Genomic DNA, 15,834 nt, shown 5'->3' on the forward strand with positions numbered 1-15,834 from the left:
GTGCCTGAATTACCGGAAGTAGAGACGGTTCGTCGCGGAATAACGCCCCACATGGAAGGTGAACGCGTCAAGGAGGTGATTATTCGCCATCCAACGCTACGCTGGCCAATCCCCACTGAACTGATACAAATGTTGCCCGAAAAGAGACTACACAGCATCGAGCGAAGAGCCAAATATCTGCTGCTAAACTTCTCCCATGGCACACTAATACTTCATCTTGGCATGTCAGGTACCCTGCGCATATTGCCACCTCAAACCCCCATAAAAAAGCATGATCACTTTGACTTGATAATGGAGAACGGTCAGTGCCTGCGTCTAAATGATCCACGCCGTTTTGGTGCAGTGCTCTGGACCGCACAGCCGGCCTCACAGCATCCGCTTATAAGAGATCTTGGCCCAGAACCTCTCGAAGAGCAGTTCAACGGCAACCACCTGCATCAAATATCCCGGAAACGAAAAATAGCCATCAAACAGTTTTTAATGGACAACAAAGTTGTGGTGGGAGTGGGTAACATTTATGCCAATGAGTCACTGTTTCTCTGTGGAGTCGACCCACGGCGAAAAGCTTCCAGCATCACTAAAAGCCACTGCCACCAGCTAGCAACCACTATCAAAACCGTGCTGAAAGAGGCTATAAAACAGGGCGGAACCACCCTAAGTGACTTCACTCAAAGCGACGGAAAGCCAGGTTATTTTCAGCAACAGCTACAGGTATACGGGCGTACAGACCAGCCTTGCACCCACTGCCATACACCTATTAAGCAAATCACACAGGGGCAACGATCAAGCTTTTTTTGCCCTCAATGTCAAAACTAGTACATCAACCCTCTTATATTGCCTAGTCAGCGATTCTGTGGCATTTCGCATCAAGGCAGAGCTCGCAGGGAATGGTTACTCCCTCAACAAGTGCTATAGCGCCGAGGCGGAGTGCCACAGAAACGCCCGAAGGGTTAATATACTAGATCTCCTCAAGGGGGATCGGCTCGCCGATATAGTAGCCTTGAGCATAATCGACCTCCAGCGCCACCAAGCAATCCAAAACAGCCTGACTCTCAACAAATTCTGCAATGGTCTTGAGACCCATAACCTGGCCAATATTGTTGATCGCCTCAACCATTGCGTAATCAATTGAGTCATCCGCCATATCACGCACAAACAGGCCATCAATCTTGAGGTAATCCACCGGTAGGTTTTTCAAATAGCTGAAGGATGAGACACCGCAACCAAAATCATCCAGTGCAAACTTGCACCCAGAAGCACGCAGCGCCTTGATAAATTCACGCGCACGGGCAAGGTTGGCCACCGCCGCTGTTTCGGTAATCTCAAAACAGATACAGTGGTGTGGCAACTCATGCCGTGCTATCTGCTCCTGGATATAGTCAAGAAAACCATCATCGCCAATCGACATACCCGAAAGGTTGATCGCAAAAACACACGCTTCTCCCGGATTTTTCTTGAGATATTTTGCTAAAACAGACAACCCTCTTTCAATCACCCAGCGATCAACACTGGCAATCAAACCATAACGCTCAGCAGCGGGTAGAAATGCACCCGGGGGAATTAAAGCACCGTTATCATCCACCATGCGTAACAGCAGCTCATAGTGCGCACTACCACCATCCTCCTTCAATGCCTTGATCTTTTGCAGGTGCAGGACAAATCGATCCTCTGCAATCGCTTTGCTAATCAGCGTTACCCACTGCATTTCACCATGACGTTGCTTAAGCTCCGTATCACTGGCTTCATAAAGGTGGTAACGATTTCGTCCGCCATCCTTAGCCGCATAACATGCAATATCCGCCGCACTCATGATAGATGCCACACTCTCTGAATTTTCATCCAGCATCACCAAGCCAATACTGACACCCACTTCAAATGTTTTATCTTCCCAGATAAAACGAAACTCTCGCACAATACCTAACAGTGCGAGGGCAATCTTCTTGGCATGATCCAGTGAGCAACTATTAAGTATTACTCCAAACTCATCTCCGCCAAGACGAGCCAGCATATCAGTCGCCCGCATCTTTTCACGCAACAGTGATGTAAGCTGCTGCAATAACGCATCACCCGCCACATGGCCACAGGTATCGTTAACCACTTTAAACTGGTCAAGATCAAGAAACAGCACCGCATGCTCAACACCGGTATTGCGCGCAAGATTAAGCGACTCCTCCAGCTTCCTTTCAAAAACCAAACGGTTGAAAAGCCCGGTTAACGCATCATGGTTTGCCTGATGTAACAGCTGTTTGCGCAGCCTGCGCTCTTCACTCACATCCCTGAAAACCACCACAATACCGGTTACATTGCCATAGTTATCCAGCATCGGAGCAATGGTGCTCTCAATCGCCACCATCTCATCACGACGATTCAGTAAGTTCATACTGTGGTTCACATTCAGTTGGCCACAATAACCTTGATCAATACACTCCTTAAGCAACCCAGAATCCATCCGCTCACCCTTCTCGTCAAAGAATGGCAACACCTCCTCCATATCGCGCCCAATAACCTCAAAAGATGACCAGCCAGTCACCCGCTCAGCGGCGGGATTGAAATAGGCGATTTGCCCTAGGGTATCCACGGTCACCACCGCTTCTGCAATTGATCGTAATGTTACCTGCAGTCGCTCTTTCTCCTGAAACAGCTCCTCTGTACGATATTTGACTCGCGCCTCCAGCTTAACGTGCGCCTCGCGCAACACCTGCTCGGTACGTTTCCGCTCAGTAATATCCTTAGCAACACATACCGCGCCATCCACCTCACCATCGGCACCGTAAATATGAGAAAAGGAGAGTAACACCGGCACAAAACTTCCAGTACGTGTGATCAGGTACTTCTCCTGATCATTAAAGTCATAATCTTCCATCAAGAATGAGAGCTGTTCACCTTTGCAGTCCGGGGTATCACTGCAAACCAGGCTAAGCGGAAAACCGATCACATCATCCCGCGCCGGATAGTTTAATAATTTCAGCGCCGCATCATTCACATGCTCTATGCGGTAATCCACCCCGACCACAAAAAGAGCATCCCCCATGGTGCGAAGAATGTTTTCATTGTATTCATTAGCGTTAATGAGCTTTGACTGGGAGTCAAAGAGATAATCCACCATACGGTTAAATGAACGCCCCAGCTGCGCAACTTCATCGTTGGAACGCGGCACCTTAACCTTCTTAAAATGCCCCTCAGAAAGTAGTTGTGCCGATTCAGAAAGCAGGCGAATCGGGCGAATAATAACTCGCTGCATTAACCATGAAAGTACAAAGAATATTGCAATCGCCACCGTCGCCACAATAAGACGCATGGTATGAGAGAGCTCAGCAACCTTATCGAGTGCCGGCTGCATATCCTTAACCAGACGCACCACACCAATAACCTCATCACCGCCCAAAAAGAATACCGGTTCTAAGCGCTGGTAATAGCCGACATCGTCGCCACCCGACTCATGGGCGACACCTGAATTAAACACATGTTTGATAGATGAAGAGAGGATAACAGGGTCTACTAACTGCTGATCAGCATAAGACTGTAGCAACATAATTTGTTCATTATAAACCTCCAGAGTCATCACCTCTGGAAGATCACGAACCTGGGTTACCAGCTTATTAAGAAAGCGTTTGTTCTCCTTCTTATGGTGGAGAATTTCTGCCATATGTGCCCGGGTAGCTTGAGTAACATCCTCCTCGCTACTACTGGATTTCGCCGAGGCAAATGAGACCATCACCACTGCGACCACCCCATCATGCCCGCCCACCACCGCATAGAGGCGCTGAAACCCCTCCTTTTCAGAAAAAATATCTTGCGGCAGAGCTGTTTCAAAAACAGCTGCAATCCTGGAAGAGAGCGCACCTTTCGGCTCAAATGGGGTCAGCTGGGGAGTGGTACTGGCAATAACATGACTGAGCCCCCCCAAAACAACCACACTCTCAATATCGGGATGCTTCACCAGCTCATCCGAAAGGGATTGCAGCTGGTTTTGCTGGCTCTCAATTTCACCTAAGATCTCGCCAATACTCAAACTGACAATATTAGAAATAGAGATCGAATTTTCTCGTATCTCATCCAGCAAGCCAGCCGTCTGCTTATCCAAAATAAAATAAAAACCAACTGAAAGAATTGTTCCCAGGGTCAGCAACACACCAAGAATCAACTTACCACCAAGCTTCAGCATCGGCTATCCGGGATAATCAAAAGAAGAGAGAGAACTACACTACAGACAGGCATTAGTCAGTTAGTCGGACATTCAAGCCAATACTTAACAAGCAAAACCGTGAGATTTTTGCACACATTATATCACCTACCAATACACCTTAAAAACAAGCTAAAATGGGCCAACTAAAATCTGCAAAACCTAAGGAAAACCCATGATAGCCCTTCTTGTCAGCCTGCTTGCGGCCACAACCATCGCGCTGATTTGCAGCCTGTTTTGCCACTACTTCATCAAACCCTATTGGCCCGCGAATATTGCAAGCGTGACATATACCCTACTCATCTTTCACGGCCTCGCCTATGCCGAAGCGGGTTACATGGATCCTTACTGGGTAATTTCATCTCTTATCGTCGCAGGTGTCGCACTACCCACATCAATATTAGCCGGAACCTATTTGCGGAGAAAAATAGAAAAAAAAGCGAACCAGGGTAAATAGTGTTCGTTATGGTGACGATAACCGGCTTTTAACCGACGCCCTGATCTTCTCATAAACCAGATCCACGCTCGGCCCCATCATATGATAGGCATTCCTGCTCATATCACGCCCTTCAACAGCCACATAACGAAGTAACGAATCGTGCTGTTTTTTCACCCGTCTGATATCACTCAATTTTATCCATACCCGTGGCTTGTAGTATTTTTCCGACGCATCCCACTGAGTAAAAATAATCCGCTGATCAGTCATCACCAGCACCCCTTCATAAACGGGAACAGTAAACGGCTTACCATCCATGTAGGTTCCCGCATAAAGATAACAAGGTGCGTAGTGTTCAAGCTGTTCACCCGGCGCTATGGTGCGTGAAAATTCATCATCAAAACCCGGCGCGCCCACCGGGCCTAAAGATGTACAACCCGACAAGATCAACAGTAGAACAAGCAATAGCCCTGCGGGTGAAAAAAATCTAAACAAGTCAACTGGCATCAGCCTCAACTCCCAGGCAAAGGTCACACCCTAATCAAGTCATGATCCGAAAATCAGGGTTTTAAAGCCAATCACTCAAGCGAGAGGCCTAACTGATTCGATAAACCGTTGGCCATCGTCATTCCAATACGGTCAGCGAACTGTTGGAAGTAGTCGGGGCGTGGTGTGAAATCGACAATTCGTTCAACACCAATCACCTCGCGTGCGACATAACTGCTACTCCCTAAACCATCGACTAAACCCAGCTCCACGGCTTGCTCACCACTCCAGACAAGCCCTGTGAAAATCTTATCGGAGTCTGCAAGTCGGTCACCTCGGCCATTTTTAACCGCATCGATAAATTGCTGATGGATGTTACCCAGCATCCCTTTCACATGGTCCACCTCATCGGTTTTCAAGGGAGAGAAAGGGTCCAAAAACCCTTTACTGCTTCCGGCGGTTAAAAGGCGACGCTCCACACCCAGCTTATCCATCGCGCCGGTAAAACCAAAGCCATTCATCACGACACCAATCGAACCGACCATACTCGCCTTATCGGCATAAATCTCATCGGCTGCCGCTGCGATGTAATAACCACCGGAAGCGCAGACATCCACCACCACCGCATAGAGCGGAATTGCCGGATACAGTGCACGCAAGCGCTTGATTTCATCATAAATGTAACCCGACTGCACTGGGCTGCCACCAGGACTGTTGATACGCAAGATAATACCCGCCGTATTTGTATCCTTAAAGGCCGCTCTCAAACCACCGACAACCGTATCCGCACTTGCGGGGGTATCGGCTGCAATCACACCTGAAATTTCGATCAGTGCGGTATGCTCCCCCCCCAGCTTAATGTCAGCCCCGCCCCAGTCTCGCGGGATATAAAACAGGATAAAGAAGATATAGGCGAACACCATAAACTTAAAAAAGATACCCCAACGGCGGGTACGCCGCTGTTCGTTGACTGCAGAAAAGGCCAGTCGATTCAGCAGGTCACGCTGCCACGCAGCCTCATCAACCTCCTGCTCTTTTTTTGCTGTTGAAGCATCGGTTTCATTACGAGAAGCGTGTACCGGCTCACCCTCAGTCCACACATCTTTTGTTACACCACCCTCTGGTGTTTGATTTTTCTTCTCATCACTCATTATTTTTCACCCGGCAACCAGTCATGTAATTCGCGAATATCATCGAGGCAGCCCAAGGCACCACAATCCAAAAGTCGCTTCTTCTCGTGTACGCCATAGCTGACCGCCAGTGCATCCACACCTGCGTTTTTCGCCATCAGCATGTCGTACTCACTATCACCCACCATCAGTGTCTCATTTGATGTCACACCCACAAACGCCATAATCTCCTCCATCATCAGAGGATGGGGCTTGGAAAAACACTCATCAGCACAGCGTGTGACATGAAAGTAATGGCGCAGATTACACTCATCCAACACCCGATCCAACCCTTTGCGGCTCTTTCCTGTGGCAACGGCCAACCAGTACGCCTGTTTATTCAACGTTTCAAGCAAACGACCCACACCTTCAAACATCGGCATCGGTGTCTCATCCGCGAATAAAAAATGATGTCGATACGCATCGATCAACTGAATCGATTGCGCTTCATCAATCCCATCGAAAAGTGCAGAGAGCGCCTCTTGGAGCCCCAGACCAATAATATCTTTAATCTGTTCACGACTACGAAACGGCATGACAACATCAGCAATAGCCGCCTGCATGGCATTGACGATTTTCGCCTCTGAGTCCATCAAAGTGCCATCCCAGTCAAACACAATCAGCGCATAGGATTTAGAGGTCATTCAGCTCATACCCTCTAAAACAGCTTTTAATTCATCACTTAAGGGGGCCTGAACCGCCAATGTCACCTCAGCCACCGGGTGAATAAAACGCAACTCTTGCGCGTGCAAAAAGAGGCGCTTAAGTCCACGCCCCTGCATTTTTTCATTGAATTGTTGGTCACCATATTTTTCATCCCCGGCAATGGGCTTTTTGATATGCTGAGCATGCACCCGGATTTGATGGGTACGACCCGTGCCAAGATCAATCTGCACAAAGGTGGCATCACTATAGTGCTTCATGGGGTGAAATGTTGTTAGCGCCGTCTTCCCCTCCGGGTGCACACGCACTAGGCGCTCCCCTGACTTCAGGGTGTTTTTTTGCAGCCGCGCATCGACTCGCCGCGCCTCACCATGCCAACCACCCCGCACCAGCGCACAGTAGATTTTACTAATAGCACCCTCCCGTAGCAGGGCGTGAAGAGCGCGCAGCATGCTGCGTTTTTTGGCGATCATCAGGCAACCCGAGGTATCCCGATCCAGGCGATGAACCAATTCAAGAAAGTGGGCATCAGGACGGAGCTGCCTAAAACCTTCGATGACTCCCACGCTGATACCACTACCACCGTGCACAGCCAAACCTGAGGGCTTGTTAATAACAATCAACTGCTCATCCTCATACAGAATCGCTGCCTCCAAACAAGCTAAAAAAGCCTGGGGCGCACGAATCACCTCCCCCGCCTCTGCCATACGCACCGGTGGAATACGGACAATATCGCCAATTTGCAGGCGATAGGTCGGCTTAATTCGCTTTTTATTTACACGCACCTCTCCCTTGCGCAAAATGCGATAAATACGGCTTTTGGGAACGCCTTTGAGCCTAGAGAGTAAAAAGTTATCGATACGCTGCCCTTCATGGCCTTCATCGATAGTCGCTTGCTGTACAGATCTGCTCATAGATACGATTATTCACTCAATTAAAATGGAGAGTTCAGCAAAGAATTAAAAAAATGCTGTGTTTCTGGAGAAGAGCCATTATAATCCCAAACGTAATAAAAGTTTTACAGTTTATGTGACGGCCGTTGTGAGTGGTGAATAACCACCTTGTCACACAGGGAAATTGACAAAATATTTTTTCGAGATCTGTATTTAGAAAGGCTCTGAATGAGCCTGATTGGGTTTAGGCTAAGTAAAAACTGTTCTCAATATATTTCGAATGACGCAGTAACAGTTAATCTGTTTGTGTGACTTTCGAGATAAATGAGGGCAGTTTAAGCCAGCGTAAAGCAATCATGATTTGTTCACAGCTTCCTTAAGCAGGTCTCTTTATATGAACTGAAGCCCTCCCCGATAAAAGTGGTGAACTTCAATTGAATAGCTCTTCTGCGCTTCGATGATTTAGACGGAGCCTGGGTTTAATACCCACTTAAAAGTATACAGCTGACAGCTGGCCTCCCCCTTAAGCGGTGATGACGCCAGCCAGCCAACAAAAAAGATACTTCAGTTCTGCCGATGCGAAGCGTGGTAGAGCGCATGAGAGACATAATGAGAAGAATGTTGTTTAACGCAACTCAACCTGAAGAGTTGCGCGTGGCCCTTGTAGATGGCCAAAAACTCTACGACCTTGATATTGAAACCAGCAGCCGCGAGCAGAAAAAATCCAATATATATAAAGGCACTATTACCCGTATCGAGCCAAGCCTCGAAGCGGCTTTCGTTGATTATGGATCAGAGCGTCACGGATTTTTGCCACTCAAGGAGATCTCACGCAGCTACTTTGTAGAAGGTGCCAACACCAGTGGCCGCGTTAGTATCAAAGAGGTCCTCAAAGAGGGGCAGGAAGTTGTTGTTCAAGTGGATAAAGAAGAGCGCGGCAACAAAGGCGCAGCGCTCACTACTTTCATAAGCCTGGCAGGCCGCTACCTGGTTCTGATGCCCAACAACCCTCGTGCAGGCGGTGTCTCACGCCGAATCACTGGCGAGGATCGCAATGAAATACGCGATGCGCTCAATGCACTCGAGCTACCCGACGGCATGGGCATGATCGTCCGCACCGCAGGTGTTGGCAAGTCCCACGAAGAGCTACAGTGGGACCTCGACTACCTGCTACAGCTCTGGACCGCAGTTGATGAGGCCGCAGTTCAACGTAAAGCGCCCTTCCTGATCTATCAGGAGAGCAATATTGTTATTCGCGCTATCCGTGACTATTTCCGTCAGGATATCAGCGAAATCCTGATCGACTCCGAGGCCATTTACAACCAAGCAAGAGAGTTCATGCAACTGGTTATGCCGCACAACCTGAACAAGGTAAAACACTACCAGGATCCTACCCCGCTCTTTACACGCTACCAAATTGAGACCCAGATCGAGACGGCCTTTCAACGTGAAGTGAGGCTACCATCAGGCGGTGCGATTGTTATCGATCACACGGAGGCACTGATCTCTATCGATATTAACTCCGCACGTGCCACCAAAGGCAGCGACATCGAGGAGACCGCACGTAATACCAACCTTGAAGCCGCCGATGAGATTGCCCGCCAACTGCGATTGCGTGACCTTGGCGGACTGGTGGTTATCGACTTTATCGATATGAGCAGCTCGCGCAATCAGCGTGACGTTGAAAGCCGCATCAAAGATGCCCTGAAGATGGACCGTGCCCGGGTACAGGTCGGGCGCATTTCGCGCTTTGGCCTGTTGGAGATGTCACGCCAGCGGCTGCGCCCATCACTGGGTGAATCAAGCCAGGCACTCTGCCCTCGCTGTGACGGCACAGGCCACGTGAGCAATGTTGAATCTCTCGCCCTTTCAGTACTCCGTATTATCGAAGAAGAGGCGATGAAAGAGAACACCGGCAAAATTGTTGCTCAACTCCCGGTAGAAGTTGCCACTTTTCTGCTCAACGAAAAACGTACCGTCATCCATGATGTGGAAGCGCGTCAAAAGATCTCGGTTGTACTGATCCCGAACCGCCACATGGAAACCCCGCGTTACGAAATTGAACGCATCAGAGAAGATGAGGTTGGCTCGCAACCCAACCCACAACAAAGCAGCTACCAGATGGCCACTAAAGTGGAGCCTGAAGTAGCCGCACAACCTACCCGAGTCAAAGCCAAAACTGAAGAGGCCGCAGTAAAAAGTGTGGTGCCCGCAACACCCGCACCACCACAAGCACAACCCATGCAGCCCGTGCAACCCGCCAAACCCAGCCTGATCAAACGCCTCTGGGCCAGCCTGTTTGGTACCGAAGAGGAAGAAGAGAAAAAGCCGGCAGCGCCACAGCGCAATGGTAATCGCAACCCGCGCAACCGCAACCCGCGCAACGGAAACAACCAAAACCGTGGCCGCAATCGAGGACGCGAGCAAGGTAATGATGCACGCCGCCGCAACCCTCGTGGTGAACGAAACCAAGAGGGCGGACAGCGTAACAACACCGCTCAGCAGGCCACAAACCAAGTAGCAGAGCATACCCATGACGATGAAAATGCTGAGAGCGGTGAAAACAGTCGCCCGAAAAGTGAGCGTCGTAATCGTAATCGTAACCGTAATCGCAGCCGTAACCGTAACCGCAATGAGCCTCAGAACAGTGATCAGCCACAAACTGAAAACGCTGTACCGTCACCACAAAGTTCAGAGAGCCAAGCACAATCACCCGTAGATAACGCGCCACGTATGCGCCGTCCACGCCGTGATAGCAACCCGGACGCAACAAGAGCATTACTTAGCAGCAGTGAAGTGAGCAAAACCGAGCAGCCAAAAGCAGCCGAGGATCGCGTAGTCGCAACACCGGCTAGTGTCGATACACCCGAGACGACCAGTAGCACGACCACCCTCGAGCAAAAGACAGTGCAACAGTCTGCGCCTGCGGAAGCTAAGCCGACTCCTGTGGAAGCTAAGCCGACTCCTGCGGAAACTAAACCGACTCCTGTGGAAACTAAGCCTGCGCCTGTGGAAACCAAGCCTGCAGCTCCTGTGGCAGTTAAGAGTGAGGATAAAGCACCTCTTCCCACCCAAGAAAAGGAAAAAACCAGCACTGAAAAACCACAGAAGCCCAAGTTCATAAAGCCTGATCCAGCGCCGCTTTCACCCAGTACTGCGGCTAAGCGCGCAGCAGAAAAAGCACAGCAAGCCCAAGAGAGTAGTCAGGCTAAAAAACCGCTAACCAGTGAAAAGCCTGCCACTGAAAAAACTGTCAATAGTGCTGTGGATTCGCAAACTAACCACAAAACCGAAACAGCAACACCCGCGCCAGCCGCTACCCAGCAACCAGAAGCTGAAGCAACCAAAAAGGGTGATGACAACCCGGTGTAATGGTAAAGGCCTTGATAACGCCCTCACCTGCGGATGGAGACGCAACGCACATTTCTATTCGAGGATGAGGGTAACCGTATCATGCCCGCCGATTGGCGGAGATGATGCTTCATATAACTATTCAGCGTGTTTAGATTTGCCTAAATTCGAGAATTTTTCGCACACAAAAAGCGAGCATATAATAAATATGTGACCGATTGAGTACGCAAATAACAAAGCGTCGAGGTGAAAAATGAATACGCTGAGTCGTTACAACAGCCTTTTAATACTTGCTGCCGTCCTATTATTGAGTGCTTGTAGCGACTCACAACAGGGCACCGCCTCCTCACTCCCCACTTTTGAAGGCATCAATTGCAGCACGCTCCCCCACTGGAGCAAGCCAATCAAGAGCATTCAACTCAACCTGAAACATATATTCTGTGGTGAGATCAACCGCAAAGGACGTGTTGTCGGCTTCCATGCCATGCCTAATGGCCACCCACCCAGCAGCTACCGCGATGCCGAGCTGGCAGACCAACCCAACCGGCAAGGCATCTACACCCTGCGTAACATTCAACTGATATTTAAAGAGCAACACCGCAAGGGCTTTTCATCGATGTTTCCCAGCCACTGTAGTGCGGAGCAGATAAAACACTCTATTGTCTACTCTATCCATCAACAGCAAGGTAAGTGCACTTCGCCCAGCTGGGCCAGTTGTGGCCCAAGCAACCCAGGTGTGAGCGACTCTAAATTTTGCACGGGCCTCGATGGCCGCAGTTATCTAATAGCCTCGGCCCGACTCCGAGATAATCCACAACGCATCAATACTGCCTTTCCAATCTATCAATAGAAGGCTCACCACAATGCCATCACACCCTTGGCCAGACTTTGATGGTCACAATCCGATTCACCAACGGCTGCATGCCTTTTTATGTATGGATGTGCAGTGCGCCCCTAGCCAGTTAGCCTCACTACGACAGGCCATCGAGCGCCAACAAGGGTGCAGTTCCGGCAATCTTTACCACTATAGCTGTGATCAACAAGGCATTCACATCGAATCCCTGTATGATGAGGATGAGCTAGCGCCTACAACGATTCCCTATCCATTGGCGCAACATGCACTCGGCTTTTGGCAGCAGCAGTGCAACCAAAAAGAGAGCGTGTAGCCCGACAAGAGACGACTATACTTGCTAAGACAGCTCTGGATATGGGCTGATTGGACCTAATTTAGAGAAATTAACCGCCAGAGAGGACACCATGAGCGAGCATAATGATAAACAGAGCCACGCCTACGACCAGATGCTGGAGCGAACCAAAGAGTTTATCAGCGATCTGGGTCGCGAGACCCAACCCCGTTTTGAAAAAGCCACCCGCTATGCAAAAGAGAAAGCCGTTGAGCTGGGTGAGCTGACTCGTGAAGAGGCGGATGATATCGCCAAATACCTACAACGTGATATCCACGATGCCGCTACCTTCCTCGGTGAACACGGCGATGAAATAAAAGATTGGCTACGCCTCGACCTGCTGCTGATCGAAAGCAAACTACTCGATATGTTCTCACAAGTGGTTGATAAAACCCGGCTGGAGCTTGATCAAATCGCCATGCAGGCAGATGCCCAAGGGTGGCACACGGGGCAGATCGCAGGTATCGGTACACTCCAATGCTTAAATTGCAAAGAGGAGATTCACTTCCATAAAACAGGACGTATTCCTCCTTGCCCCAAGTGCAGCCACACTGAGTTCAACCGCATTAACAAAGACGGTTAAATCACATGCATTATTGGCTATTACTCCTCCTGTTTTGGGCAGGCTATGCCCAGGGGAGCGATTATGAACGTGGTATGGAAGCATTCCAAGCACAGGAGTACAGTCGTGCGCTGGCCATACTCACCCCTCTCGCCCAACAGAATGATGCCAATGCCCAGCACCGTATTGCAGTCATGTATCGACATGGTATGGGGATGGGTGTAGACCATCAACTAGCACTGGATTGGTATAAAAAAGCAGCTGATAATGGCCACTTAAAAGCTCAAACCAGTGTTGCCGCCATGCTCTATTTTGCGATGGGCATTAAAGCCGACTGGCCACAAGCCGCCCACTACTGGTCACTTGCGGCACAACAGGGTGATGGCAAGTCACAAGAGAGCTACGGTTTGATGCTGATCCAGGGAGAGGGTGGAGCACAAAACTTCAAAAAGGCTGCACTTTGGCTCAGCATGGCGGCAAGACAGCAACGACCACGCGCTCAGCTTGCCCTCGGCATGTTACTGCTCGCCGGCGAAGGCATTAAAAAAAATGAGGAGGGCGGCCTACAGTGGATCGAGAAAGCGGCCATCGCTCATCATAAACCGGCACAGTGGGCGCTCTATAAAACCTTCAATGATGGCTTATACGGACAGCCGAAAGATGAAGAGCGTGCTCAGTTTTGGCAGCGGCATTATCAACGGCGATAATCCACCCTGGCTGATTAAACCTGAGCCACTGCGGTTAATACACTGCCGCTCCATTATGCTCTATAATGGAGCCAACTAATGATGTAACAGGTACCACCGATGTTAAAAAAATCTCTAATTGGACTGCTGTTTCTCAGCATCGCAACGCCTCTAATTGCTGCACCACCTGCCTCATCAACACCACTAGAACCACTGCCGCAGCACACCATATCAACTCGATTGATTACCCAGTTTATAAATGACTATCACTATAAGCAGACTGAGCTGACCAACCAGCAGTCGAAACTAATATTGGAAAAATACCTTACCACCCTTGATCCCAATCGCAGTTTTTTTACCCAGCAGGATATCGACAGCTTTGAACGCTACCAGACGACGCTGGATGATGCCTTGAAAAGAGGTGACATGTCGCCCGCCTTCGACATTTTCCAGCGCTATAGCCAACGCCGCATTGAGCGTGCAGATTACGCACTGTCACGCCTACCATTAGCCTTCGACTTTACAATTGATGAGTTACTGACACTGGATCGCAGTGAGTCGAGCTGGGCTGCTAATGGTGCGGCACTGGATGAAATTTGGCGCAAACGTGTAAAGAATGATGTGCTCAATCTCATGTTGGCCAACAAAGAGCCTGACGATATTCAAGAGGTACTGCAAAAACGCTACCAACGCATCAAAACACACGTCACACAAACCCAAGCTGAAGATGCGTATGAGTATTTCATCAACGCCTACTTACGCAGCATTGAGCCACATACCGGCTATTTTTCACCGCGCAACTCTGAGAATTTCAAAATCAACATGAGCCTCTCACTTGAAGGGATTGGTGCCGTTTTACGCATCGCTGATGAGATGACCACAGTACAAAAAATTATTCCTGGTGGACCCGCTGACCTGAGCCAGCTGATACACGCTAAAGATCGCATTACCGGCGTTGCACAGGGAGAAGAGGGTGAAATGGAAGATGTTGTCGGCTGGCGTCTGGATGATGTGGTGGACCTTATTCGTGGCCCCAAAGATAGTATTGTTCGGTTACAACTGCTTCCGAAAGAGAGTGGCCTGGATGGCCCAAGCAAAATAATCACCCTGAAAAGGAACAAGATCAAGCTAGAAGAGCAGCAAGCGAAAAAATCGATTATTGAACTACCGGGCAATGGCGCAAAAAAAATCGGCGTGATTTCGATTCCAACATTCTATATGGACTTCGAAGGTTACCGCCGTGGTGATGATGATTACCGCAGCACCACCCGTGACGCACTGGCACTTATCGAAGCACTTCAGCAACAGGGCATTGATGGCTTAATCATCGACCTGCGCAATAATGGAGGTGGCTCATTGCCAGAGGCCGTCGCACTGACCGGACTCTTCATCAAAGAAGGTCCTGTGGTGCAAATTCGTGATGGCAAAGGGAAGATAAAATCAGATGATGATACCGATGCCAACATCGCCTATCTTGGCCCACTGGCCGTCTTGGTTAACCGCTACAGCGCCTCCGCTTCAGAAATATTTGCCGGAGCGATTCAAGACTATGGTCGTGGCGTCATTATCGGCGAGCCGACATACGGAAAAGGCACCGTGCAAACTATGGTTGACCTTAATCGCTATGTTCGCTCTAAAGAGCTAGGGCTGGGGCAGTTAAAACTCACCATGGCACAGTTTTTTCGTGTCAACGGTGACAGTACCCAGCACCGTGGCGTAATACCCGACATACAATTCCCAACCGCCGAACAAGATGCCAAACAGGGTGAGCGTTCATATGATAACGCCCTTCCTTGGGCCACCATTAAGCCCGCTAAATTTACACCCTACCGCCAGACTGGCTTTCAGCTGAATGATGTTATTCAGCAACACCAACAACGCATTACAACCAACAGCGGCTTTGAGTTTTTGCTGGCACAGGCAGAGCAGCGCCATATTATGGAAGAGAAGAAGAGTGTTACGCTGCTAAAAGAGCAGCGTAAACAAGAGCGCAAACAACTTGAAGAGAGCCACGACCAACGCATCAACACATTCCGTGTCGCACAAGGGTTAGCACCCCTTCAGGACGATGAAAAAGTGGATGAAGAGGCTGAGAGAAAAGAGCACGAAAGTACCTCCGATGCACTCAAACGAGTGGAATTACAGGAGACCGCACTCATCTTAAGCGACATTATCGACAGAGAAAAAACCACCTCGCTTTCAGAGCTGAAAAAACCATAGG

At 49.5% G+C, this 15,834-nt stretch carries 13 protein-coding genes; 8 read left to right on the forward strand and 5 right to left on the reverse strand.

The genetic code is table 11. The features are described from left to right. Entirely contained in the window at positions 1-816 is an 816-nt protein-coding gene (gene mutM / locus L3J94_01755) for a bifunctional DNA-formamidopyrimidine glycosylase/DNA-(apurinic or apyrimidinic site) lyase (GenBank protein MCF6217481.1), read from the forward strand. A 142-nt stretch (positions 817-958) separates the two neighbouring features. Here mutM and L3J94_01760 read toward each other — a convergent pair whose 3' ends face one another. Beyond that, entirely contained in the window at positions 959-4,165 is a 3,207-nt protein-coding gene (locus L3J94_01760) for an EAL domain-containing protein (protein MCF6217482.1), read from the reverse strand. Between the two features lie 193 nt (positions 4,166-4,358). Here L3J94_01760 and L3J94_01765 point away from each other — a divergent pair, with 193 nt between their 5' ends. Next, positions 4,359-4,640 carry a hypothetical protein gene (locus L3J94_01765; protein ID MCF6217483.1) on the forward strand — a complete coding sequence of 94 codons (282 nt, stop codon included), beginning with the start codon at positions 4,359-4,361 and terminating at the stop codon, positions 4,638-4,640. 6 nt (positions 4,641-4,646) lie between these two features. Here the strand turns inward: L3J94_01765 and L3J94_01770 are convergent, their stop codons facing one another. The 4 genes from L3J94_01770 to rluC all read right to left on the reverse strand — a co-directional run bounded on the left by L3J94_01770 (position 4,647) and on the right by rluC (position 7,860). Continuing rightward, complete coding sequence (locus L3J94_01770) at positions 4,647-5,126, reverse strand: hypothetical protein (protein MCF6217484.1); 480 nt, start codon at positions 5,124-5,126, stop codon at positions 4,647-4,649. Between the two features lie 71 nt (positions 5,127-5,197). Further along, positions 5,198-6,256 carry a S49 family peptidase gene (locus tag L3J94_01775; GenBank protein ID MCF6217485.1) on the reverse strand — a complete coding sequence of 353 codons (1,059 nt, stop codon included), beginning with the start codon at positions 6,254-6,256 and terminating at the stop codon, positions 5,198-5,200. Then, on the reverse strand, positions 6,256-6,918 hold the full coding sequence (locus tag L3J94_01780; GenBank protein MCF6217486.1) for an HAD-IA family hydrolase: 663 nt from the start codon (positions 6,916-6,918) through the stop codon (positions 6,256-6,258). The genes L3J94_01775 and L3J94_01780 overlap by 1 nt, the downstream gene beginning before the upstream one ends. Beyond that, on the reverse strand, positions 6,919-7,860 hold the full coding sequence (gene rluC, locus L3J94_01785; protein ID MCF6217487.1) for a 23S rRNA pseudouridine(955/2504/2580) synthase RluC: 942 nt from the start codon (positions 7,858-7,860) through the stop codon (positions 6,919-6,921). Between the two features lie 588 nt (positions 7,861-8,448). On the opposite strand from rluC, the gene rne reads away from it, so the two are divergent. From rne to L3J94_01815, 6 genes are all read left to right on the forward strand, one after another. Beyond that, on the forward strand, positions 8,449-11,202 hold the full coding sequence (gene rne / locus L3J94_01790) for a ribonuclease E (protein MCF6217488.1): 2,754 nt from the start codon (positions 8,449-8,451) through the stop codon (positions 11,200-11,202). 232 nt (positions 11,203-11,434) lie between these two features. Continuing rightward, complete coding sequence (locus L3J94_01795; protein MCF6217489.1) at positions 11,435-12,031, forward strand: EndoU domain-containing protein; 597 nt, start codon at positions 11,435-11,437, stop codon at positions 12,029-12,031. Between the two features lie 13 nt (positions 12,032-12,044). Beyond that, entirely contained in the window at positions 12,045-12,347 is a 303-nt protein-coding gene (locus tag L3J94_01800) for a hypothetical protein (GenBank protein MCF6217490.1), read from the forward strand. 91 nt (positions 12,348-12,438) lie between these two features. Then, the gene (locus tag L3J94_01805) at positions 12,439-12,948 is read left to right on the forward strand and encodes a zinc ribbon-containing protein (GenBank protein MCF6217491.1); all 510 of its coding nucleotides are present in this window, start codon (positions 12,439-12,441) and stop codon (positions 12,946-12,948) included. A gap of 5 nt (positions 12,949-12,953) precedes the next feature. Beyond that, positions 12,954-13,634 carry a sel1 repeat family protein gene (locus L3J94_01810; protein MCF6217492.1) on the forward strand — a complete coding sequence of 227 codons (681 nt, stop codon included), beginning with the start codon at positions 12,954-12,956 and terminating at the stop codon, positions 13,632-13,634. A gap of 99 nt (positions 13,635-13,733) precedes the next feature. After that, complete coding sequence (locus L3J94_01815) at positions 13,734-15,833, forward strand: carboxy terminal-processing peptidase (GenBank protein MCF6217493.1); 2,100 nt, start codon at positions 13,734-13,736, stop codon at positions 15,831-15,833. Position 15,834 lies beyond the last annotated feature (1 nt).

The sequence above is a fragment of the Gammaproteobacteria bacterium genome (genome assembly GCA_021647245.1).
GTDB lineage: Bacteria > Pseudomonadota > Gammaproteobacteria > RBG-16-57-12 > RBG-16-57-12 > JAFLJP01.